This is a genomic window from Pedobacter sp. WC2501, from assembly GCF_052682415.1.
Map to the genome: position 1 here is coordinate 3,278,448 of NZ_JBQZFI010000001.1, position 21,967 is coordinate 3,300,414.

Annotated in this window: 23 protein-coding genes and 2 tRNA genes; 6 read left to right on the forward strand and 19 right to left on the reverse strand. The window is 36.9% G+C overall.

Annotated elements, in window-relative coordinates; all coding sequences use genetic code 11:
* Nucleotides 1-65 precede the first annotated feature (65 nt).
* Together ACUN24_RS14025 and ACUN24_RS14030 are read left to right on the forward strand one after the other, a co-directional pair.
* On the forward strand, nucleotides 66-320 hold the full coding sequence (locus ACUN24_RS14025; protein WP_445563052.1) for a hypothetical protein: 255 nt from the start codon (nucleotides 66-68) through the stop codon (nucleotides 318-320).
* 461 nt (nucleotides 321-781) lie between these two features.
* On the forward strand, nucleotides 782-1,753 hold the full coding sequence (locus ACUN24_RS14030) for an ROK family protein (RefSeq protein WP_445563053.1): 972 nt from the start codon (nucleotides 782-784) through the stop codon (nucleotides 1,751-1,753).
* Between the two features lie 67 nt (nucleotides 1,754-1,820).
* On the opposite strand, the gene ACUN24_RS14035 is transcribed toward ACUN24_RS14030, so the two are convergent.
* The 3 genes from ACUN24_RS14035 to ACUN24_RS14045 all read right to left on the reverse strand — a co-directional run bounded on the left by ACUN24_RS14035 (nucleotide 1,821) and on the right by ACUN24_RS14045 (nucleotide 3,036).
* Entirely contained in the window at nucleotides 1,821-2,366 is a 546-nt protein-coding gene (locus tag ACUN24_RS14035; protein WP_445563054.1) for a lipocalin family protein, read from the reverse strand.
* A 443-nt stretch (nucleotides 2,367-2,809) separates the two neighbouring features.
* A tRNA-Leu gene (locus ACUN24_RS14040) sits at nucleotides 2,810-2,893 on the reverse strand.
* A gap of 70 nt (nucleotides 2,894-2,963) precedes the next feature.
* A tRNA-Gly gene (locus ACUN24_RS14045) sits at nucleotides 2,964-3,036 on the reverse strand.
* A gap of 437 nt (nucleotides 3,037-3,473) precedes the next feature.
* Here ACUN24_RS14045 and ACUN24_RS14050 point away from each other — a divergent pair.
* The gene (locus ACUN24_RS14050) at nucleotides 3,474-3,938 is read left to right on the forward strand and encodes a hypothetical protein (RefSeq protein ID WP_445563055.1); all 465 of its coding nucleotides are present in this window, start codon (nucleotides 3,474-3,476) and stop codon (nucleotides 3,936-3,938) included.
* A 196-nt stretch (nucleotides 3,939-4,134) separates the two neighbouring features.
* Here ACUN24_RS14050 and ACUN24_RS14055 read toward each other — a convergent pair whose 3' ends face one another.
* The gene (locus tag ACUN24_RS14055) at nucleotides 4,135-4,392 is read right to left on the reverse strand and encodes a helix-turn-helix domain-containing protein (RefSeq protein ID WP_138823197.1); all 258 of its coding nucleotides are present in this window, start codon (nucleotides 4,390-4,392) and stop codon (nucleotides 4,135-4,137) included.
* 432 nt (nucleotides 4,393-4,824) lie between these two features.
* Between ACUN24_RS14055 and ACUN24_RS14060 the strand changes: the two genes are divergently transcribed.
* Nucleotides 4,825-5,055, forward strand: coding sequence for a hypothetical protein (locus ACUN24_RS14060; RefSeq protein ID WP_445563056.1), 231 nt, complete (start codon nucleotides 4,825-4,827; stop codon nucleotides 5,053-5,055).
* Here ACUN24_RS14060 and ACUN24_RS14065 read toward each other — a convergent pair.
* The 4 genes from ACUN24_RS14065 to ACUN24_RS14080 form a co-directional block, all read right to left on the reverse strand.
* The gene (locus tag ACUN24_RS14065) at nucleotides 5,052-6,203 is read right to left on the reverse strand and encodes a hypothetical protein (protein WP_445563057.1); all 1,152 of its coding nucleotides are present in this window, start codon (nucleotides 6,201-6,203) and stop codon (nucleotides 5,052-5,054) included. The genes ACUN24_RS14060 and ACUN24_RS14065 overlap by 4 nt on opposite strands.
* Before the next feature lie 480 nt (nucleotides 6,204-6,683).
* Nucleotides 6,684-6,953 carry a hypothetical protein gene (locus ACUN24_RS14070; protein WP_445563058.1) on the reverse strand — a complete coding sequence of 90 codons (270 nt, stop codon included), beginning with the start codon at nucleotides 6,951-6,953 and terminating at the stop codon, nucleotides 6,684-6,686.
* 225 nt (nucleotides 6,954-7,178) lie between these two features.
* A complete protein-coding gene (locus tag ACUN24_RS14075; protein WP_132401326.1) occupies nucleotides 7,179-8,378 on the reverse strand; it encodes a pyridoxal phosphate-dependent aminotransferase in 1,200 nt (399 codons plus the stop codon).
* A 62-nt stretch (nucleotides 8,379-8,440) separates the two neighbouring features.
* The gene (locus tag ACUN24_RS14080) at nucleotides 8,441-8,833 is read right to left on the reverse strand and encodes a DUF1573 domain-containing protein (RefSeq protein WP_132401323.1); all 393 of its coding nucleotides are present in this window, start codon (nucleotides 8,831-8,833) and stop codon (nucleotides 8,441-8,443) included.
* 171 nt (nucleotides 8,834-9,004) lie between these two features.
* Between ACUN24_RS14080 and ACUN24_RS14085 the strand changes: the two genes are divergently transcribed.
* On the forward strand, nucleotides 9,005-11,425 hold the full coding sequence (locus tag ACUN24_RS14085) for an alpha-ketoacid dehydrogenase subunit alpha/beta (RefSeq protein WP_445563059.1): 2,421 nt from the start codon (nucleotides 9,005-9,007) through the stop codon (nucleotides 11,423-11,425).
* 32 nt (nucleotides 11,426-11,457) lie between these two features.
* Here ACUN24_RS14085 and ACUN24_RS14090 read toward each other — a convergent pair whose 3' ends face one another.
* From ACUN24_RS14090 to ACUN24_RS14135, 10 genes are all read right to left on the reverse strand, one after another.
* The gene (locus ACUN24_RS14090; protein WP_445563060.1) at nucleotides 11,458-12,066 is read right to left on the reverse strand and encodes a DUF1684 domain-containing protein; all 609 of its coding nucleotides are present in this window, start codon (nucleotides 12,064-12,066) and stop codon (nucleotides 11,458-11,460) included.
* A 9-nt stretch (nucleotides 12,067-12,075) separates the two neighbouring features.
* On the reverse strand, nucleotides 12,076-13,173 hold the full coding sequence (aroC, locus tag ACUN24_RS14095; RefSeq protein ID WP_445563061.1) for a chorismate synthase: 1,098 nt from the start codon (nucleotides 13,171-13,173) through the stop codon (nucleotides 12,076-12,078).
* Between the two features lie 228 nt (nucleotides 13,174-13,401).
* The gene (gene aroA / locus ACUN24_RS14100) at nucleotides 13,402-14,691 is read right to left on the reverse strand and encodes a 3-phosphoshikimate 1-carboxyvinyltransferase (RefSeq protein WP_445563062.1); all 1,290 of its coding nucleotides are present in this window, start codon (nucleotides 14,689-14,691) and stop codon (nucleotides 13,402-13,404) included.
* 178 nt (nucleotides 14,692-14,869) lie between these two features.
* Nucleotides 14,870-16,009, reverse strand: a complete 1,140-nt coding sequence (locus tag ACUN24_RS14105) for a chorismate mutase (RefSeq protein ID WP_055907066.1) — start codon at nucleotides 16,007-16,009, stop codon at nucleotides 14,870-14,872.
* A gap of 112 nt (nucleotides 16,010-16,121) precedes the next feature.
* Nucleotides 16,122-16,955, reverse strand: coding sequence for a prephenate dehydratase (locus tag ACUN24_RS14110; protein WP_445563063.1), 834 nt, complete (start codon nucleotides 16,953-16,955; stop codon nucleotides 16,122-16,124).
* Between the two features lie 314 nt (nucleotides 16,956-17,269).
* A complete protein-coding gene (locus tag ACUN24_RS14115; protein WP_445563064.1) occupies nucleotides 17,270-17,596 on the reverse strand; it encodes a type II toxin-antitoxin system RelE/ParE family toxin in 327 nt (108 codons plus the stop codon).
* Nucleotides 17,593-17,784, reverse strand: coding sequence for a hypothetical protein (locus ACUN24_RS14120; protein ID WP_445563065.1), 192 nt, complete (start codon nucleotides 17,782-17,784; stop codon nucleotides 17,593-17,595). The genes ACUN24_RS14115 and ACUN24_RS14120 overlap by 4 nt, the downstream gene beginning before the upstream one ends.
* 161 nt (nucleotides 17,785-17,945) lie before the next feature.
* Complete coding sequence (locus tag ACUN24_RS14125; RefSeq protein WP_445563066.1) at nucleotides 17,946-18,908, reverse strand: sterol desaturase family protein; 963 nt, start codon at nucleotides 18,906-18,908, stop codon at nucleotides 17,946-17,948.
* Between the two features lies 1 nt (nucleotide 18,909).
* Nucleotides 18,910-19,968: a 3-dehydroquinate synthase gene (aroB, locus tag ACUN24_RS14130; protein WP_445563067.1), complete on the reverse strand. Its 1,059-nt coding sequence runs from the start codon at nucleotides 19,966-19,968 to the stop codon at nucleotides 18,910-18,912.
* Complete coding sequence (locus ACUN24_RS14135) at nucleotides 19,968-20,174, reverse strand: RNA-binding S4 domain-containing protein (RefSeq protein WP_445563068.1); 207 nt, start codon at nucleotides 20,172-20,174, stop codon at nucleotides 19,968-19,970. The genes aroB and ACUN24_RS14135 overlap by 1 nt, the downstream gene beginning before the upstream one ends.
* 93 nt (nucleotides 20,175-20,267) lie before the next feature.
* Between ACUN24_RS14135 and ACUN24_RS14140 the strand changes: the two genes are divergently transcribed.
* Nucleotides 20,268-21,452: a proline dehydrogenase family protein gene (locus ACUN24_RS14140; RefSeq protein WP_445563069.1), complete on the forward strand. Its 1,185-nt coding sequence runs from the start codon at nucleotides 20,268-20,270 to the stop codon at nucleotides 21,450-21,452.
* A 191-nt stretch (nucleotides 21,453-21,643) separates the two neighbouring features.
* Here the strand turns inward: ACUN24_RS14140 and ACUN24_RS14145 are convergent, their stop codons facing one another.
* Complete coding sequence (locus ACUN24_RS14145) at nucleotides 21,644-21,964, reverse strand: Mpo1-like protein (protein ID WP_445563070.1); 321 nt, start codon at nucleotides 21,962-21,964, stop codon at nucleotides 21,644-21,646.
* Between the last annotated feature and the right edge of the window lie 3 nt (nucleotides 21,965-21,967).

A 21,967-nucleotide genomic window follows, 5' to 3' on the forward strand; every position in this document is an offset into this window, starting at 1 on the left:
ACCATATTTTTGACCGTTCTCGAAATCTTATTTATAAAACAGGAAACGAAGATTTAAAACCAAAAATGAAATACTTAGTCAAAGAAATCAGTGACGGAAACTGCGATATTACTTTGTTGCCAGAAAACCTGAATGATAGAAATCTTTTAGCCCAAACTACGAAAGGCCTTCAGCAAGATTATCAAGAAGCTATCCAATCGCATTATGAACATGCTTTAAAGAATGAAGTTCATGGTAATGCTGCATTTGTTTCTCTAAATAATGAAGAAAGCAATTATCCGAAAAGAGTAAATGTGAATTATCAGATTATTTTAAGCTAAATTAGTTTAATTCATTGCGGCAAGGCTTTCTTTAATGGTAAAGAAGGCCTTTTTTGTTTATTTCTAATCTGTAATGTGAATTTCTTATTCAGCCCGGTTACATAAAAAGCTTTTTATTGCATTAAGGTTTGAATATTTGATATTTGTTGATCATTATGAAATTAATGGCATTAAAAGAGAAACACTTTTGTTAAATGACCATATTTGAATCTAATTAGAACATCATTCTTATTGCTTAGTATATTTGAAATAAATTGTGTTTTCTGGATGATGCTTAGGCGAACACTAATTGATGCTAAAATAGTTAAGCGGAAACTTAAAACCATGTACATACATTTTGTTTTTAGCCTGACTAAGAAGCAAGAATATGCGGCTAATTAATAACAGAAAGGCAGAAATGCTGATCAAAAGAGCAGCCAATACATTACGAGTATAAAACAACTTAATAAAAAACAAATACAATGATAACTTTAAACCACACCAATCTTGAACCCCAATACGCCATTGGGATTGATGTTGGCGGCTCTGCGCTTAAATGCGGTGTAGTAAACGAGCAAGGAGAAATTTTGTATTCCACGCTGATTTCGCTAAAAAAAGCAAAAACCCAGGGTTCAATTATCGCACTTATTGTGGAAGCGATACAAACCTGCGCAGCAAAAGTGAAACATCCTGTTTTAGGTGTGGGAATAGGATTTCCTGGAACGATATACAATAATAGAATTATTGCCGGTGCCGATAATCTACCGGGTTTTAAACAACTGGCTTTGGGCGAAATCCTGCAGGATGTAACCCGTTATAACGTTATTATGGATAACGATACCAATTTGATGGGGCTGGGTGAGATGTGCTATGGTGCTGCTAAAGATTGTGGTGATGTGGTTTTTCTTACCGTTGGTACAGGGATTGGCGGAGCTGTTATGATTGACAATAAACTGTATGGCGGATTTAGAAATAGGGGAACAGAATTGGGGCATATTATTGTAGAACATAATGGTTTAGCTTGTGTGTGTGGCATAAAGGGATGTTTGGAAGCCTATGCTTCAGTAACTGCATTATTAAAACATTATCGATTTATTCACCCAGGCATACCCGAAACAGCAGAAGTTGATGGTCGTTATATTATAGAAAAATACCTGGCTGGTGAAGAGTATGCCCTGAAAGCTATGGGGCAGCATTTCGATTACCTGGCAACAGGTATTACCAGTTTTATTAATATTTTTAGTCCTGAAAAAATTGTAATTGGGGGTGGCATAAGCGAATCTGGTGCCTTTTACGCGAGAGAAATAGAACGTAGGATCAAGACCTTAGCTGTTCCTGTATCATCAGGTAATGCCTTGGTTGTTCCGGCAAAATTGGGCAATAAAGCAGGTTTACTGGGCTGTGCAGCAAATGTTTTCCGAAAATTTAAAGCATTCGATTACGCAACGACTTAAATTACAATAGGAGATTGGGAACATAAATATGGAATTTGCATACTGACAGATAAAGGCTTATTGGCCGTTATTCCTTGTCCTGCACTGTCCAAACCAATTCTTTCGTTTGATACCCCAGATCATTTGCTTTTCTTAAGTAATCTGCCTTTATTGCATCTGGGATATACTTTGTCCGGGAAAGTATCCAAAGATAATCCAGGTTATTCCCGGCTACCAGTGCGTACTGGTAATCTTTGTCGATGTCAATTACATTGTAACCGGCGTAAAACGGACCGAAAAAGGAGACTTTTAACCTCGCTTCGTCATCACTTTTCACAAATTTGGCTTTTCCAATGCTTTGTTTCCATGTGTTTTTTACCATGTCATACCCCTTATTGTCGACCCTGATAGACCCGTCATCATTTTTAGAATAGGTAGCAGTCACATTCTTCAGGTTCTTTTCGAACTTGAAATCCATTCTGGCAATTTCGTACCAGGTGCCCAGGTATTTATCCTTATTAAATGGCTTAACTGCTGATGCACCTTTAGGGATTGACACCTTACAGCTTGCATAGGCCGCCGCTATGATCGCTAATGTTGCTAATAAAAGCGTATTCCTGTATTTTGTTGTCATTATGGTAATTTAAATAACTGCAACAATGGGGAGGCACAAATGTTTGATCGCTTCAGACAAGATTGAAAATTATTCCGGTTCCACCAAGCTTTTTAAGAGGCATTTTTGACAGCAACAGATAACATGTTCTCAGTTCCTCACTCATTTTGCACACCATACAAACGGGCGGTACAGATTGGACATGTTTTATGGGTAGGTGCTACTTTTTTACATTCTTCGTAAAAGGATTTTAGCTAACAATTTTTTAATCATTCCATTAAAAATAAAATAATGAAATGGCAACACGGCCTACCAATAAAATCGGCTGGCTATTCCAAGGGGTCTGAAAGTGGCTGTCTGGTAAACATGATCATTTAACTGTTTTTTTAAAAGAGTGTAATTTAAATAAAAAGGGCTGCCCTTTTTGGAGCAACCCTTTTTATAATATGGGAGAATCCCATCCGTACTCGGGGCGGGAATCGAACCCGCACGCCTTTGAAAGCACAGGATTTTAAGTCCTGCGTGTCTACCAGTTCCACCACCCGAGCATTAGCCTGTTCCGAAATCCTTCGGTAGGTTAACTTTAAAATAAATGCCTTCTGGTAGGAAGGCATTTAGAGCGAAAGACGAGATTCGAACTCGCGACCCCGACCTTGGCAAGGTCGTGCTCTACCAACTGAGCTACTTTCGCAAATTAATACATGTTGTATTCCTTTGGGGTTGCAAATATAGGAATATAAATATCACTATCAAAAATAATTTTTAATTTTTTGCTTTGAAAGTTAGGTTAAGGAGCCTTTTACAATGAAATAATGAGGAATAACTATTTTGTTTTTTATGGTTTTTGTCTTAAAATTTAAAGATTATCAGACAGTTAAAAAGCAGGTTGGTCATCAGGATTAAGGAGGTTAATCATACTTGAAAAATGAAATTATTTTTTTCTGCGACGGGAAAAATAAAAAAAATGTCTGTCTAATCGGTGCATTTTAAGCAATTCACTGTTTTTTGATTAACATTGGTACCTTTGAATGTAAAGTATTTAAGGAAGCAGTATAGACAAAGATAGCCTTATGCAGGCTGTCGGCCTGCTTATAATTGACTAATCCGGTAAACCAGTTAACAGTAACAATGAACAAAATTATTTTAAAATACTGGCTAATGGATTTACTGATAGGTTTCGTTTTATATGTTGCCTACAGGGTTACAATTATGAATATAACTGCAACTGGCGAAGGCCTATTAGCAAGGATCTTTTATATTTTAGACATCATTTTAAATTTAGGACTTTCATTACTTTACCTTGCCGTAGTAGTGATTTGCTCTTTCACAATTTTTTTGAACTTCATCGGGAAGATAAGGAATAGTTCTCTTCTTTCGTGGCTTAGCTTTTCCGGACTGCCGATTTTATTGACCACCGTGCTTATTATCAGTTTATGGGTAGACGCTTATGACTTTAGCGGAAACATCATGACAAAAATTTTGATCTTTTCTATGCTTTATCCCTGTATTACTACGATCTTATATCGACAGTTCAGAAAGAAATATATAACACTTAATAGCACCATTAAAATGGGTGCAGTCGCTGAGTATTGAAAAATAGGGCTATGTTAAATGTATTTGAAAATTTGTTCGTAAACTGTATTTCTTCGTAGTAAGCATGTTTTTATAGCAGAAAAGACGCTGTACACAGTATCTGTAAGATTAATGAACTAATAATTTCTACTGTAAATAAATCTAATAGCTATCGGATCAGTATAACGATCGCCTTTCAATTGCCCATAATGTTGTGCTATTCCAGCCCGGCGTTAAAGTCTATTCCAAAATTAAAATCAAGAAGTGCTGTTGGATGGATTTTTAAACCTATAGCCAATCTCATTATTGTAATAAAACTTGGACTTGTTTCTCCATTTTCGTATTTAATAATATCTCCTGTATTAACTCCACTTCTCTTGTAAAATTCACGATAAGAAAGTTCCTGTTTCTCTTTTAAAGATTTTAAATGCTGACCGAATCTTTTCAGAATTATTTTTTCTTTCTCACTAATCATTTTATTGCTAATAAAAATATGATTAGCAATGTCTTTTATATTTTATTTAAAAACGTCATGTAATTACTTGACATTTGTATTTTTTTTATTTACATTTACGTAACAAAAAAATAAGAACCAATAAAAGGTAAAATTAAGAGTCTTGCAACCTCAAATCTCACGCCGTTGGAGCAGGACAGCAGATTTTATCCCATTTCTTATAGCGGAATTGCTATCTTTAGCTTTCCAAAATAAGAGTGGGCTTCTGCTGTAATTCCATTTCAACGTAAGGCGTGAGCAATAGCTATTTTACTGTTTTAGAAAACCGCAAAACTTCAAAAGACACAGGAAAAAATAGATGGTTGCCTACGCTACGCGTGGGTGCCTGTTTATCTTGTGTCTGGGCATTTTGCGGTGCCTCTAAAGCGGATATCGGGTTAACCCACGCTTTTTATGGATAGTCTTTCCCAGCCAAATTACTTTCTCCTTAATCTGCCAATTGCAGAACTTCCGCTATCCGAGAATTTTAAGCTTAGAAGCAAACTAATGGGTTTTTTTACACTTCAGGATATCATCGGAACCCACCAAAAGGAATTACATGAGCTGGATGATTATTCAGAGCACTGGTATTTTGAATTTGTTGATTTTTTACGCAGAAAGGATTTGCTAAATCTTCTTGGTTAGTATTTGTCTTTGGCAATGCCCAACATGGTGACTATTTTTTCGATTACTTTTTGAACATCGTTTCCAACATTTCCATAGTATGCATTTTTAAAGCTTTTTTCTGATATGATATCTTTTTCTGCAGTACTATAATGTTTCGTAACATATTGATGCAATGCCTTCGGACTGTGGGTTGTGATGATTCCGGCCTCAACTTGTAGGTGGATGAATATGGCAAGCTGTTTTACCGTAAAGGTTACTTTAAAATTGCTATCTAAAATGCCTCCGCGACTCAGGTCTTCAGCTATGGTGTCTATTGATTTGAGGTAGCTGATTTCACTTTCAATATACCTCAGTAATGATTCGTCAATATTGGACAAATTTCTATTATATGGTATGCTTATGGTTTTAAAAACCTGCCCAATTAGCTTTTTAAAGAAATGAATTAATCTATATTGCTCGCTAATGCTTTCGCATTTTTGAAGTTCATGATTAAAATGGCTGCAGCAGGAATGATAAAAATATGGATGATTAAAATTTAAGGAGACGAGCAGTAGAATAATCCCTGGCATAGCTAAAGAAGGTACGAATTTATTCAATGCTATTTCAAGCGACTCAAAAAATTCATGTAAATATATAGCCTGTTCGAAAGTGAAACGGCTTGGGCTGCTATTGAGGTGTTCAAAGATATACTTAAAAAAGATGATGATTTCATTATCTGTATTCAGTTCTTCAAGGTTTTTCAGGATCTTGCTGGAATTTTCTTCAATATTTACTAACAGTTTTTTCTGGGTAGTTATAGAAACGGCACAATCATAGTCAAAATAATAGGGCAAATACTGCTGAAGATCCAAAACCATTTTGTTGAGTAGGTTTACTATGCTACTAATTCCCTCATTTTTGTTTTTTTGACAGGCGTTAAGATTATCCTCATCTACCATGGCTGCTAACTCATCCATTAATTGCACCAACCCGCTTTGATGTTGTCTGATATAGGCCTTTGATTTATCAGGAGCTATTTGTGTTACATTATGCTGAATGGAACTGATTATTCTTTTACTTTCCTTTAAAATTTCATTTTGAAGTTCCTTACCTGGGCATTGATATGCTGCTCCCACTTTAATGGCATCTAAAATTATTTCCCTGAAGCTGATAAGTTCGTACATCATTTGCCTAGTAAAAAGTTCCGATAATGAGATTGTTGATAGTAATATAAAGATTGTTTTGCAACTAAAGCACTGTGTAACCAGTCCATTAATTCTAGGTTTTTAATTTTTCTTTTTTGCATCAACGTGGTAAAACGAATCTTTAACGTGGTAAAACCTGATTTTAGCCAAGTTTTTGGCTGATATTAGCACATAATTTAATTTTAGTCGGCTGAGTTATTTAATGATATTCATATTGGCGTGCAGTGGGGTGCATAATGGATGATAAATCATCAATCTGGATATCGACGATCAGCCACATAAAGACAAATATTATTTATAAAGGAAAATGTTACCCATGCCATAAGGTTGATGAAAGTAGAAAGGCAATGTGAATTGTGCTAAAATGCCAACAGGGTATTTGGGAAATAAGGAAAGGAATAGGTAGAAAATAGATGTCAATAACTCATTTTTTTGAGTGCATCTAACTTTATGTTTTTCTAACTATTTTAAGTGGTTTTCAATTGCGCCTGAGATCTGGTTGATCTCGGCCACACCTAGAGAAAGATGATGACCTTTTTCTGTCAATTTAAATGGCATTAGTTCCTCAGGCTCGATCTCTTCTGCTTTTAGTAAGATCCAGTCAGATTCCTGTTTTTTTATTGCTCCTAAAAGATCTCCTAAATAAACAATCTTAAAATAATCAGCTTTTGGGGTAATGGTTAGGATGATCGCTTGATCATTATGTTCTATTTCAATATTAAATGCTGTCATGATCTCAAAACCATTGCAGCCAGCTTATTGTTTTGCTAAAATAAAACGGTTATCAGATTAACTCCCATGCATCAGAAGCAATGGATAGCTGAAATGAAATTCTTCTAATTCTGCTTTTTTGCTATTAACATATAGAATATACAACATTAACGTTACTTTCTATTTAAACCGATTAATTGTTTAAATTGGAGGCTCAACAATTAATCGGTTTAATAATTTATGTAATTAACCCACTCTTCCCGGATATTGCTTCAATGCTACTTCCAAACAGTCCATAGCTGTATTTAAATCATCTGTATTTAATACGTATGCCATACGAACTTCGTTTTTGCCAGAACCAGGGGTAGAGTAGAAACCAGTTGCTGGGGCCATCATTACCGTTTGGTCATTATGACTGAAATCTTCTAAAATCCACTGACAAAATTTATCAGCATCATCAATAGGAAATTTTGCTACTACGTAAAATGCACCGCCAGGATTAGGACAGAAAACACCTTCTATATTATTTAACCGGCCAACCAAAGTATCACGACGCAAAGTATATTCGGTATTTACTTTTTCAAAATAACTATCTGGCGTATCTACAGCTGCTGCACCAGCAATTTGTTCAACCATGCCTGGACTTAATCTTGCCTGAGCAAATTTTAATCCTGATGCGATAACTTCTTTATTTTTAGTAATTAGACAGCCTAAACGTGCACCACAAGCACTGTAACGTTTAGAAACCGTATCCATAATGACCACGTTTTCATCTAAACCATCTAAATGCATGGGTGAGATAAATTCCCTTCCATCATAACAAAATTCGCGATAAGCTTCATCAGAGAATAAAAATAGATCATATTTAACACAAAGGGTTTTTAAAGCCTCTAATTCTGCTCTTGAATATAAATAACCAGTAGGATTATTAGGGTTACAAATGATGATCGCCTTCGTTTTTTCCGTAATCAATTTTTCGAATTCAGCAATCGGCGGTAATGCAAAGCCATTTTCAATGTAAGAAAGGATTGGTTTTACCACCACATTGCTCATACAGGCAAAGCCATTGTAATTGGCGTAAAAAGGTTCTGGAATGATAATTTCATCCCCCTCGTTTACGCATGTTTGCATGGCAATGGTAATGGCTTCAGAGCCACCAACTGTTACCAATATATTTTCGGGTGTAATATTGTAACCCAGTTTATTATAATATTCGGTAAGTTTTAAACGATATGCAAGTGTACCTTCTGATGGAGTATAGGCCCAAACATTAAAATCAATGTTTTTAATGGCGTTTAACATTCCTTCAGGTGTTTCTATATCTGGCTGACCAATATTTAAATGGAAAACTTTTTTACCATCTTTTTTAGCTTGATCTGCAAATGGGGTTAACTTTCTGATTGGTGATGCAGGCATCTGCACACCCTTTTGTGAAATTTTTGGCATGGCACAAAAATAAAAAAGTCCCGATGAAAATCGAGACTTTTTAAATATTATCGTTTAAAAAATTATTTTGAAGTTGCGGCAACTGTTTCACCTTTAATGTAAAGCACTTTAATTGGTGTTTTAGCATTTGAAGTAATGGTTACGGCCTTCGAAAAAGTAGAAGGACCGGCAGCAGCGTTAAACGTTACCGAAATTACACCTGTTTCACCTTTTTTTAATGGGGTAGAAGTGTATTTAGGTACTGTACATCCACAGCTGGCTTCAGCTTTGGTAATAATTAAAGGCGCTTCGCCAACGTTGGTGTATTTAAAATCGTAAGTTACTGGTTTGTTCAAAACAATTTTACCGAAATCGTGAGTTTCCGATTCAAATTTAAACTCTGCAGGCTTAGTTTGTGCATTTACTGCAACACCAAAACCTAAAACAAAAGCGAATAATACTAAGATCTTTTTCATGTTATGTGGCTATAATTTATTTTTTAAAATTCTAAAACAAATTTAATGTTTTCCTATTAAAACAAAAACTATTCCAAATATATTTTGCAAATCGATATATAATTTTACAATAGAGGTTAAAGGCAAACTTTTAATTTTGTCTATATTTGCCGCAACCAATCTTTGATTACTATGCCGAATGAAAAATTGATGACCAACACTATTGATGCTTCAGAACTCAGTTTTAACGATTTCAAATCTATCGTTATAAATGACTATAAAATAGCCTTTGAAAGTAGGCAGGCCAGTGTTTTAGGCCGTAGGGAAGTATTAACAGGGAAGGCTAAATTTGGCATTTTTGGCGATGGTAAAGAGGTGCCCCAGGTGGCTATGGCTAAAGCTTTTAAAAATGGTGATTGGCGCTCTGGTTATTACCGCGATCAAACTTTCGCCTTTGCAACTGGTATTTCTACCATTAAAGAATTTTTCGCACAGCTTTATGCCAATCCAACCGAGGGGGCTGATCCGTTTTCGGGAGGTAGGCAAATGAATTGTCATTTTGCAACAAAATCTATTAATGAAGATGGTAGCTGGAACGATTTAACGCAGATTAAAAACTGCTCTTCAGATATTTCTCCAACTGGAGGACAGATGGCCCGTTTGGTAGGTTTAGCTTATGCTTCTAAATTATTTAGGCAAAATAAAGAACTCGATTACTTAAAACACTTTTCTGTAAATGGAAATGAAGTTGCTTTCGGTACCATTGGTAATGCATCAACTTCTGAGGGGGTATTTTTTGAAGCCATTAATGCGGCAGGTGTTTTACAGATACCAATGGCTGTTTCTATTTGGGATGATGCTTATGGTATTTCAGTTCCGGCGAAATATCAAACTACCAAGGAAGATATTTCTGAGGTTTTAAAAGGCTTTCAGCGTAATGCTGATCAACCAGGCTATGAAATTTATAAGGTAAAAGGCTGGGATTACCCGGCTTTATGTGAGGTATATGAAAAAGCAATAAATGTTTGCAGAGACGAACATGTACCTGTTTTAATTCACGTTACCGAACTTACTCAGCCTCAGGGGCATTCTACCTCTGGTTCGCACGAAAGATACAAATCAAAAGACCGGTTATCTTGGGAAACAGAACACGATTGTATTCAGAAAATGCGTGCCTGGATGCTCGAATCGGCGGTAGCAACTGAAGATGAAATTGCAGCGGTTGAAAAGAATGCCAAGGCTTTTGTACGTAATGCGCAAAAGGAAGCCTGGAATGAGTTTTTGGATAATATTAAACCAGAACAAAAACAAGTTATTGATTTAATTAGCGGTATAGCTAAACATCAACCTGAACTGGCTAAAATTGCCGCAAATCTGGCCTCAACTGCCGATGCACAACGTCGGGAAGTTTTTACTGCTGTACGAAAAGCCATACGTTTATCGGCCAGTTTTAGCTCTCCGGAACGTAATGAACTTTTAGCCTGGTACAAGCAGCAAGCTAAGTTTAATCACGACCGATACAATTCTAAACTGCATACTGACGGCAAAGAAAGTCCGGATATGATTGCAGTGGTTGATGCTGTATATGATGAGCAATCGAAAATGGTTGACGGTAGGGAGGTGCTTAATGCCTGCTTTAACGAAAACTTTGCCCGCGACCCACGTTTAGTTGCTTTTGGAGAAGATCTGGGAAATATTGGTGATGTAAATCAAGGTTTTGCAGGTTTACAGGCTAAATATGGCGAATTGAGAATTACCGATACGGGAATTAGAGAAATGACCATTATGGGGCAGGGGATTGGCCTAGCCATGAGGGGTTTAAAACCGATTGCCGAAATACAATACCTTGATTATTTAATTTTCGCATTAAATGTACTTAGCGACGATTTAGCATCGCTCTCTTACCGTACCAAAGGGATTCAAAAAGCGCCGGTTATTGTGCGTACGCGCGGTCATCGGTTGGAAGGGATCTGGCATTCGGGCTCACCAATCAGTATGATTTTGGGCGCTCTAAGAGGGATGCATTTATGCGTACCAAGAAATATGACCCAAGCTGCCGGCATGTACAATACCCTTTTCAGGGCTGATGAACCTGCAGTAGTAATTGAGTGTTTAAACGGTTACAGGCTTAAAGAAAAGCTACCAGGTAATGTTGGCGATTTTACTGTTCCATTAGGCAAAGCAGAGGTTTTAGAAGAAGGGACTGATATTACCGTAATCTCTTACGGTTCTTCATTAAGAATTGTTCAGGAGGCAGCTGAAGAATTGAGCTTATTGGGTATTTCTGTAGAAATTATAGATCCGCAAACGCTCTTGCCTTTCGATACCACACAGGTTTGTGTAAACTCGCTAGCCAAAACCAATAAATTACTGGTAGTAGATGAGGATGTTCCGGGAGGTGCATCTGCATATATCCTGCAAAAGGTTCTGGAAGAACAAAAAGGTTATTTCCATTTAGATGGCCAGCCAAAAACATTATCGGCTAAAGCGCATCGCCCACCATTTGGATCAGACGGTGATTATTTCAGTAAACCATCCGTTGATGATGTTATTGAAACCATCTATCAGATGATGCACGATGCAAATCCAACTAAATACCCTTCACTCTTTTAATTGAGTAATAGCTAACCTAGTAACATTAACTTTTATTTTTGGTGTTTCTTTTCTCCAGTGTATAATTTCTCGCCAGCTTTTACGGCGAACTGTAGGTCGTTTTCTTCTGGAGGTACAGGGCAGCGGTATCCGTCGCTATAGGCACAGTAAGGATTGTAGGCTTTATTAAAATCAATTTCGATGTGATTATCGACAATTTCTTTTGCATCCAGATCAATGTATCTGCCACCGCCATAAGTTTCCTGATTATTAGTTTCATCAGTAAATGGCAGGAAAAGGTGATCTTTATAAATTGGGTTGGTCGATAAAGAAACACTTTTATATAAATTCATTTGGATTTTTTTGCCATTAAGAACAAAGTTAACATGTGCATATTTATAATAATCGCTGCTGGAGCCATCGAAAGTAGACATTTTGAAAACTTTTTCATTCTTTAGTGTTTCTACATCGGCTAAGATTTTGTAAGCACTGTCTGCCTCATAAAAATGAAGGTTTTGCAGGTCGTTTTTCCTGAGCGGCGACCGTTCGTCTTTAATGAAATCCTGTTTATAGGTTTCACGATGTTTGGCAATCTGTTCAGCATAACTTTGCGCAAAGCTATTCATGCTGAACAATAGTAATAAGAAAGTGATGGTTCTCATTTGCGAAAATTAAATAATACTGGCTTTGTTTCTTAAAAACTGATCGGCTAAAACGAGTGCAGCCATAGCTTCAACAATTACTACTGCCCTGGGTACCACGCAAGGGTCATGTCGACCTTTTCCTTTAATCTCCGAAGCTTCACCAGCTGTATTTATAGTTTGTTGGTTATGCATAATGGTTGCTACAGGTTTGAATGCTACTTTGAAGGTAATATCCATCCCGTTAGAGATGCCGCCCAAAATGCCACCGGCATAATTGGTAGTAGTTTTAAAAACTTTCGAATCAGCAACTTTTGGCTGTGGAATATCATTGTGCTGAGACCCTCTTAATTCACTTCCGGCAAAGCCAGAGCCATATTCGAAACCATGAACGGCATTAATGCTGAGCATAGCTTTCCCTAAATCGGCATGTAATTTATCAAAAACAGGTTCGCCTAAACCTGCAGGGCAGCCTTTTATTATACAGTCTATTTTTCCGCCTACGGTATCGCCATCTTTTCTAACCGAATCGATAAATTCAATCATTTCGTGTGCGGTTGCCGGATCAGCGCAACGAACAATATTTTCTTCTCTAATTTGCAATAAAGCTGATAAATCATGGCTTTCCAAATTAGGAGCATCTATTGTTCCTACTGAAGTTACATGTGCGAAAATTTCAATGCCCTGTTGCTTTAAAAACAGTTTTGCAATTGCTCCAGCTGCTACACGGGCAGCAGTTTCGCGTGCAGAAGAACGGCCTCCGCCACGGTGATCGCGGATACCATATTTCGCATCATAAACATAGTCAGCGTGGCTGGGACGGTAAACATCAACATTGTGGCCATAGTCTTTTGAGCGTTGATCTTCGTTTGGAATCAGCAAGGCAATTGGTGTACCGGTACTTTTTCCTTCAAATACACCCGACAAAACCTGAACCGTATCACTTTCTTTTCTTTGCGTGGTGATTTTGGATTGACCCGGTTTACGTTTGTCAAGTTCTGACTGGATAAAATCCATATCGATATCCAATTGCGCCGGACAGCCATCAATAATTACCCCAATTGCTACGCCATGAGATTCGCCAAAAGTAGTGATGCGAAATAGTTGTCCGAATGAGTTACCTGCCATATTTGTTTAGATGTGAGAAGCTAGATATGAGATTTGAGAAATACTCAGTTTACCCTACCTGAACTTCGGTATTTTAGTTTAAATTATTTAGGATGTTAGATTTGAGATATTAAAATTGAGATCCCCCCTCAAGCTGTTCTCAGATCTGGTTTAGATTTTAGATTATTGTTGTTTTATTTTTTTATTCTCAGCTCTATGTCTAATATCTCACTTCTCAAGTCTCATGTCTCAGATCTCTTTCACTTCAAATCCCGCTTTTTTCAAATCTTCCCAATAATAAGGATAAGATTTTTCTACTACCTGCATTTCTTCAATTTCAACTTCGTTAATCAATAATGCAAGAGGAGCAAAAGCCATTGCCATACGGTGGTCCTCGTAGGTTGCAAAAGTAACCTGATCAGGGAAATGAAGGTTGTCTGTATTTAAAGTATAAACCAGATTATCTTCTGTAAAAGTAACGCCTATTTTAGCCAATTCGTTCTGAAGGGCTGCAATACGGTCTGTTTCTTTTATTTTTAAGGTTTCTAAGCCCGTAAAAGACATGTTTTTACCCAGAGCAGCCGCAATAACTACAATAGTTTGTGCTAAATCCGGACAGGTTTTTAAATCTAAAATTTCTTTAGTATCTAAAGAAAGACCTAAGTTGCTAATGGCAATTCCATAATCGGTTTTGCTGGTAGCGATGCCAAATATCTTCATGATATTTTTGATCTGGCTATCACCCTGCAAACTTTTCTCTTTTAAAGCGGGTAAACTAATTTCTGCTTCATCTGCTAAAGCTGCAATGCTATACCAATACGATGCCGCGCTCCAGTCTGGCTCAACAACCAAAGTACCAGCTTTAAAAACCTGTGGTTTAATGGTAATTGAATTTTCGTTCCAGCTATGTTCAATGCCAACTTCAGCCAACATATCTAAAGTCATATCTACATATGGTTTAGAAGTAAGTTCGCCTTCGATTTCTAACATTAAACCCTGAGGCAGGATAGGGGCAATCATCAGCAAAGCCGAAATATACTGACTGCTGATATCGCCTTTTATTTTAACTTCAGCGGTTTTTTGATTTAAAGGGCCTGTAATATTTAATGGAGGAAAACCATCTGCTTCTGCATACGAAATATCAGCTCCGATTGTTCTCAATGCCTCAGCCAAAATCCCGATCGGACGTTGCTTCATTCTTTCGGTTCCTGTTAAAAGGAAATTCCCGTTTTTAGCAGAAAGATAAGCTGATAAAAAGCGCATGGCAGTTCCCGCAGGACCAACGTCAACCAGTTCGGAGTTTGCAGTTTTCAGCTTGGAGTCTGCTCCCAACTCACTAGTCTCAACTCCCAACTTGTTTAGGATTCCATTTAACGTTACGGTATCGGCAGCATTGGAAAGGTTTTCAACTTTAACCAGTTTCTTGCTTAAAGCACTAATAATCAAAGCTCTGTTGCATTCGCTTTTAGAGCCTGTTAATTGGATTTCCGTATTGATATTCTTGGTTCCTTTAAAAGAAACTAAGGCATTTTTCGACATTTTATTCTGTTTTTATTCTTAAATGTAAGTGTCAGATGGAAACACCTGACACCACATTATATTTGTTTTTATATCACATTTGAGTTAGTCGAAAATTTTCGTAAGTCCTTCGACAGGCTCAGGATGACACCACTGTTAAACTTAGCTTTAAGCTTTAGTCTTTCAGCTTTTACCTCAACTACGCTTTAACCTCAGTATGTTGTTCAGCCGCAATGCCTTTTTCAGCTTTGCCAGCATTCATAATTTCAGTTTGTTTACGGATCGATTCACCGTGCATCAATTCTAAGAATTTCTCAGTAAAGTTCAGGTCTAGTTTTAAGGCTTTTGCAAAAGCATGACCTTTTTTAATGATCGCATCCCAACGGTTAACCTGTAAAATAGTTACCTGGTTATCACGTTTAAACTCACCGATTTTCTCAACGATGGCCATCCGCTCGCCTAATTTCTGTAATAAAATATCATCAATTTTATCGATTGATTTACGTAAGTCGGCTAATTTATCAGCGAAAGCTTCGTTTGGTGCTTCTGGCTCACGTACCGTTAAACGGTCTACCAATTCAGCTAAAGCAGCCGGTGTAACTTGTTGTTTAGCATCTGTCCAGGCAACTGAAGGATCTACGTGAGATTCGATCATTAAACCTTGCATGTCTAAATCCAATGCTTTTTGAGAGATGTAAGGGATTAACTCACGGTTACCGCAAATGTGACTTGGATCGTTGATGATCGGTAATTCAGGACAAAGTGTTTTTAACTGAATAGCAAGCTCCCACATTGGTTCGTTACGGAAAGAACTTTTCTCGAATGATGAGAAACCGCGGTGAATAGCACCAATTTTTGTAATTCCTGCACCATTAATACGCTCAATTGCACCAATCCATAATTGTAAATCAGGGTTTACCGGGTTTTTAATCAATACCGGAACATCATGGCCTTTTAAAGCATCAGCAATTTCCTGAACTGTGAATGGGTTTACCGTAGAACGTGCACCAATCCAAAGGATATCTACACCTGCTGCTAAAGCTTCTTCAACATGTTTTGCATTGGCAACCTCAACAGCCGTTGGCAAACCGGTTTCTGCTTTAGCACGTTTTAACCACTCTAAGCCAATACTTCCGATACCTTCGAATTCTCCCGGACGGGTACGTGGTTTCCAGATACCAGCTCTCAATACCGATACTTTGCCGGTAGCAGCCAATAAATGTGCTGTGGTTAACAGTTGTTCTTCAGTTTCTGCACTACAAGGACCAGAAATGATTAATGGTTCGTTGTTTACGTTTAACCAGGTGTTTAAAGGCTGAATGTTTAAATTAAGTTTCATGATGATGGGGTGTTTAAAATCCGTAGTCTGGAATTATATTTTAATTATTTTATATTGTTAATTGAATGTTCTGCTATTTGTCTTCGGACTCCTGACTTTGGACTCCCGACTATTATACTTTATCGTTCTTCTGGTACTCTCCTAAGATATTAAAGTTCGAAGTATATTTTAGCGCTTTTCTAATCGCTTTATCGTATTTTTCGGTGCTCGGCCACTCTAAATCCACGTAAAAGTAATACTCGTTTCTTTTACCTAAAACAGGCATAGATTGTATTTTTGTTAAGCTTACATCCTGTTCTGCGAAAATATTTAACACAGTTGCCAATGAGCCTGCTTTGTGCCCAACCTGAAAACAGATTGATGCTTTGTTTATTTTCTTTCCTTCGTCTGTTTTGTCTTTTTTAAGGATCAGAAAACGGGTGTAATTTTTCTTGTTCGATTCTACACGGCGTTCTAAAATGTTTAAGCCGTAAAGTTCAGCAGCTAAACTGTTTGCAATGGCCATGGTGTCTGTTAATTGCTCTTCCTGGATCCGTTTCGCACAGGCAGCAGTATCGTTGCTTTCTACAATTTTAATGTGAGGATAATCGTAAAAGAAATCGATACACTGGCGGATGGCGATAGGGTGTGAGGTAACCACTTTAATATCCTCAAACTTTACGCCCGGTAACGCCATTAAGTGCAACTGGATAGCTAAGTAAACTTCGCCCACAACTGAAAAGCCGTAATCGCGAATCAAGGTATAGTTAGGTAATAAGCTACCAGCAATAGAGTTTTCTATAGCCATAACTACGAAATCGGCGTCGTTTTTCTCTAGCTTGTCGCAGGTTTCTTTAAAAGAATTACACTCAAAAGTTTCAATGTCTTTACCAAAGAATTTGTATGCCGCTTCTTCGTGGAAAGATGCTTTAATACCTTGAATTGCTACTCGTTTTGTCGTTTCCATTTTGCGTTAAAACAAAAAAGTCCCGGCTGTTTGCCGGGACTTTTTTATACATTTTAATATTGTTATATATCTTTTTGCATATTAGCCCCGGCTCTTACTAAAATAGTAAAAGTAACCAAAGTAATATGTGTTTGTAATTTGCATTTCTTTTTTTGTTGAGCCAAATGTAATAACAAAATTTAATTTGTCAATAGTAAAACGAAAATATTTTCAATAAAATTTAATTTTGTTAAATTTAAACTGTTTTTGATATAAGTATGAGAATGTTTGAACTAACTACCTCAGGCTATTTGGAAAGAGTGCAGAGGACACATTTATAAGCTATCAATTATTTTCTGGATATCTTTTTTCGTAATTGTTGCTTCTTCAGACTTGTCATAAATGTAAATCATATTGATTTCATTTTCAATTTGTAAATAGGTAATCACTCTATAACCACCGCTTTTTCCCTTTCCTTTGCTCTTAACAGCAAGTCTTATTTTAAAAATACCATTTCCTAAGTCTGTCCCAGTTTTTGGATTTTCCAACAATATTGATTCTAATTGAGATAAATCATTAATTAATGATAAATGTTTCTTTTTTAAATGCTTAGCTTTTTTTATAAAAATAGGTGAATATATAATTTTAATTTCTTCCATCATATATCACTGAGGGATAGTGGGGCAGTTTTCCCCGCTTTAATGTCTTTTGCCTCTTTTATTCCTTGTTTTATTCCATCTAGCAAAAGCTGCTTTTTAGAAGTTTGAATTATCTTGGCATTAATTCTTTTTAATACCTCTAAAAGAAATTCAGTGTCGTTATCTTTAACTTGTATTGTTAATGTTGTCATTGCAATAAGCTTTATCAAAAATACAAATTATATCTTAATTAAGATATAATTGCATCAAGCATAACATATTGAGTAATTAATCATAGATAATAAGCATTTAAAGCCTGAATAAAATTGTTAACAAAAAAAGGTCTGTGGAGATACAGACCTTTAAATTATTTCTATCCTGTAGAACTTAATTCTCCTCGGTCGTTAAGCCCTTTTACTTTATCCTGTTGCAATGCTTCGCATCTTTTCTGTTCCTCCTCACGTAATTCCTGCTGCATAATTTTAGCAACTTTAGTGCTTCCATCATGGCTCCATCCCGGTGGATTGAAAATGTATTTCAATTTATCCATAAAGTTTGGTGCCTTTTTAACGTCTGCAGTTAAAGCGATAAACTCATGGAAAATAATATTTACAGGTCCGGTATCCTTTGGTTGTGTGGTTAAGCCATATTTCACTACATCTTCAGGCAATTCTTCCTGGAAAGTGCCAAACCACCTGTCCCATAGAATTAAAACCATGCCCATGTTCTTATCTAAATAGCGTACATTGCTGGCATGGTGTACCCGGTGATGGGATGGTGTTACGAAAATATACTCGTACCATTTCGGGAATTTGATATTATATTGTGTGTGAACAAGATTACCATAAATTTGGGTAATCAGGTAGGCAAAAAGAATATCAACAGCTGTAAAACCCATAAATGCCAGGGGCAAATAAAAGAAGACTCGATACAAAGGCTCAAAAACAGTAGAACGGAAGCCTGTGGTTAAGTTAAAGTGTTCAGATGAGTGGTGCGTAACATGCATTGCCCAGAAAAAGCGTACATAATGCCCAACGGTATGCAAAAACCAATACAGAAAATCCTGAGCTAAAATCAAAACAAGCCAATACAGCCAAATATTTGAGATCTGGAACAAACGGAACTGGTAGCAATATTGCAATAAGAAAAATGTACCCGTTTTGGTTGCTAAATTGATCACAATCGCTGCCGTCATCAGGTAAATGTTCGTCCAGGTATCGCGTTTGGTATATAATTTTCTGTCGTGCTGGTAGCTGAAATACATTTCAACGAAAGTTAAAACGATTACAAAGCCAAAAAGCCCGATTACAGAAATATCACTTCCGGTAAAATTCATTTTATAAACTGTTATAATAATCCAAACTGCTTAAAATATCGGCAGTACTTACACGGCAGTTAAACGTGCATTTGCCTGTTGTTTCTAAAAGTGAAAATAAAATGTTTCCGTCTTCGTTCTTTTTATCGCTCTGCATCAGTTCTAAAAGGGTATCGAAGCTTTTCTTTTTGATGTGGTATTTCGGATATAAAGACAAAATATAGCTACTGATATCATTCAGTTCTTCTTTTGTTAAGCCGCTGTTTTTGATCGATAAGGCAGCTTCGCAAACAAAACCGATGGCAATTGCCTCGCCGTGCGTTAATGGATTTTCGTCATTTGCCAGCGAATAACCTTCTACTGCATGACCAATGGTATGCCCAAAGTTTAAAATCTTTCTTAGGTTTTTCTCGTGCGGATCGATGGTTACCACTTCATTTTTAATTTCTACCGAACGGTAAATATCTTCAGCAGAAGGCGTAAGGTAACTACTAGCTTTTAATTTTTCGTAATAAGGTTTGTCGTAAATTAAACCGTGTTTAATCATTTCAGCAAAGCCTGATAAAAGCTCACGCTCAGGCAATGTTTTTAAGAATGCAGTTTCGATAAAAACCATTTGTGGTAAGGTAAAAGTACCCACCATATTTTTAACGTTATCGATATCGATTCCGGTTTTACCACCCACCGAGGCATCAACCTGTGATAGAAGGGTAGTAGGTACATTGATGAAATCGATCCCTCTTTTATAGGTAGAGGCAATAAAGCCACCCATATCGGTAATTACACCACCGCCAAGGTTGATCATTAAACTTTTGCGGTCGGCTTCAAAATCCAGTAAGGTTTTCCAGATGCCGATACAGAAATCGATATTTTTATTTTCTTCGCCTGCCGAAGTTTCAATCAGGTCAAATTCAGAGAAATCATTTAAAAGCGACTGAAACAGGGGTAAACAGATTTCGCTGGTATGCTCATCCGCAAATACAAAAACTTTGCTGTACTTGTTGCTTTCTAAAAGTGTTTTTAAGGCGTCTAAATTGCTTTCGAAATAAAGCGAATGGCCTGCGCTCGTTAAGGTTTCCATTAAATTACTTCGATTTTATCTTGTTCAAAAGTGATGATGTCGCCAACCCTGACTTTATACCGTTTACGGAATTCTACTTCGCCGTTACATTTTACCAAACCGTCCACCACAGCAGCCTGTGCATCACCACCGGTTCCAACCAAGCCTGTTGCTTTTAGCAGTTGGATTAATGGAATAAATTCGCCTTCTAATTTGAATTGTATCATTTTATGCAAAAATACGATTATTTAGAGGTTTTTAGTTTTAACAACCAATGCTTTTTATAATTTTGCACCAATCTGACTTATTATATAGTAAAAATGGATTTATCCACCAAAAAACAGCCGAATTTCGACAATACGGAAATCGCTTTCCGTCAAAAATCTAACCATGAGCTTAAAAAAGCATACTGGCTTTTTAAAATGATTGGGAGTAATTTCCTAACCAAAGTTGGTCCGGCCATTACAAACTTCTTTTTAAATATCGGTTTGCCGATTCAGGGGGCTATTAAAACGACCATTTTTCAGCAGTTTTGTGGTGGCGAAACCATTGCAGAATGTAATAAAGCTATTGAGCAATTGGATAAAGGAGGGGTAGGTACCATTTTAGATTATTCGGTAGAAGGAGAAGAAGAAGAACACGTTTTTGACGAAACCTGTGCCGAAATTATCCGTACTATCGTACGTGCCGATGGCGATACCAAAATTCCGATTACAGTTTTCAAAATAACAGGTATCGGCCGTTTTGCACTCTTGCAAAAACTGGATGCCAAAGAAACTTTAACTGCGGCTGAACAGGCAGAATACGAAAAAGTAAAATTACGGTGTGAAATGATCTGCAAAACGGCTTTCGATAAAGCTGTGCCCATCATGATTGATGCTGAAGAAACCTGGATTCAGAATACTATTGATGAGTTGGCGCTTGATATGATGCGTAAATTTAACCGTGAACGGATTATTGTGTACAATACTTACCAAATGTATCGTCATGATAAATTAGCCGATATGAAAGCTGACCACTTAATAGCCAAAGCAGATGGTTTTATTTTGGGTGTAAAAATGGTACGCGGTGCCTATATGGAAAAAGAACGTAAACGCGCTGTGGAAATGGGATATCCTTCGCCAATTCAGCCGGATAAAGCCGCATCAGACCGTGATTATAACGAATCTTTACGTTATTGTGTTGATCATATTGAAGAAATTGCCATTGTTGCCGGAACGCATAATGAAGATAGCAGCCGCTTATTGACTTATCTTTTAGAGGAAAAAAATATAACGCACAATCATCCTCATGTATATTTTGCCCAGTTATTGGGAATGAGTGATAACTTAAGTTTTAATCTTGCCGATTCTAACTATAACGTAGCAAAATATGTTCCTTACGGACCAATAAAAGCGGTAATGCCTTATTTATTCAGAAGAGCACAGGAAAATACTTCAGTAGCCGGACAAACTGGCCGTGAACTTGGGTTGATTGAAAGAGAATTAAAAAGAAGGAAACTTTAGTTTATTTTTAGTTAATCTTAGAATCGTCATTTCGAGCGAAATGCAATGCAGTTGAAAAATATAAGGAGATAGATCTCTCCATTTCGCTGCACTTCAGTCGAGATGACGATTTTCTTTTTCGTAATGGTCATGCTGATCCAATAGTTATCGGATCGAGTTTAGATTGAAAGGTTATTTTTAACTACTGAAAACTATTTCTTTATTATAAAAGATTGTTTGCCGGATAACAGATCGTAGAACAGGATAAAATCGCTCACTAAACTATAACCCGGATACTGAAAAGTAGCAGGCCTGTTTTTCTCGAAAAAGAAGTGCCCAACCCATGCAAAGCCATAACCCAATACCGGTATCGCCAAAAAGAAATGCCAGTTGTGAAAAAGAAAACCTGTAAAAAAAGCCAGGCAAACCAAACCAGTACCAATAAAATGTAGGATACGCGATGTGGTATTCTTGTGCTCTGACAAGTAAAAAGGATAGAACTCTTTTAGCGACTTAAATTTTTTTTCTGGCATATA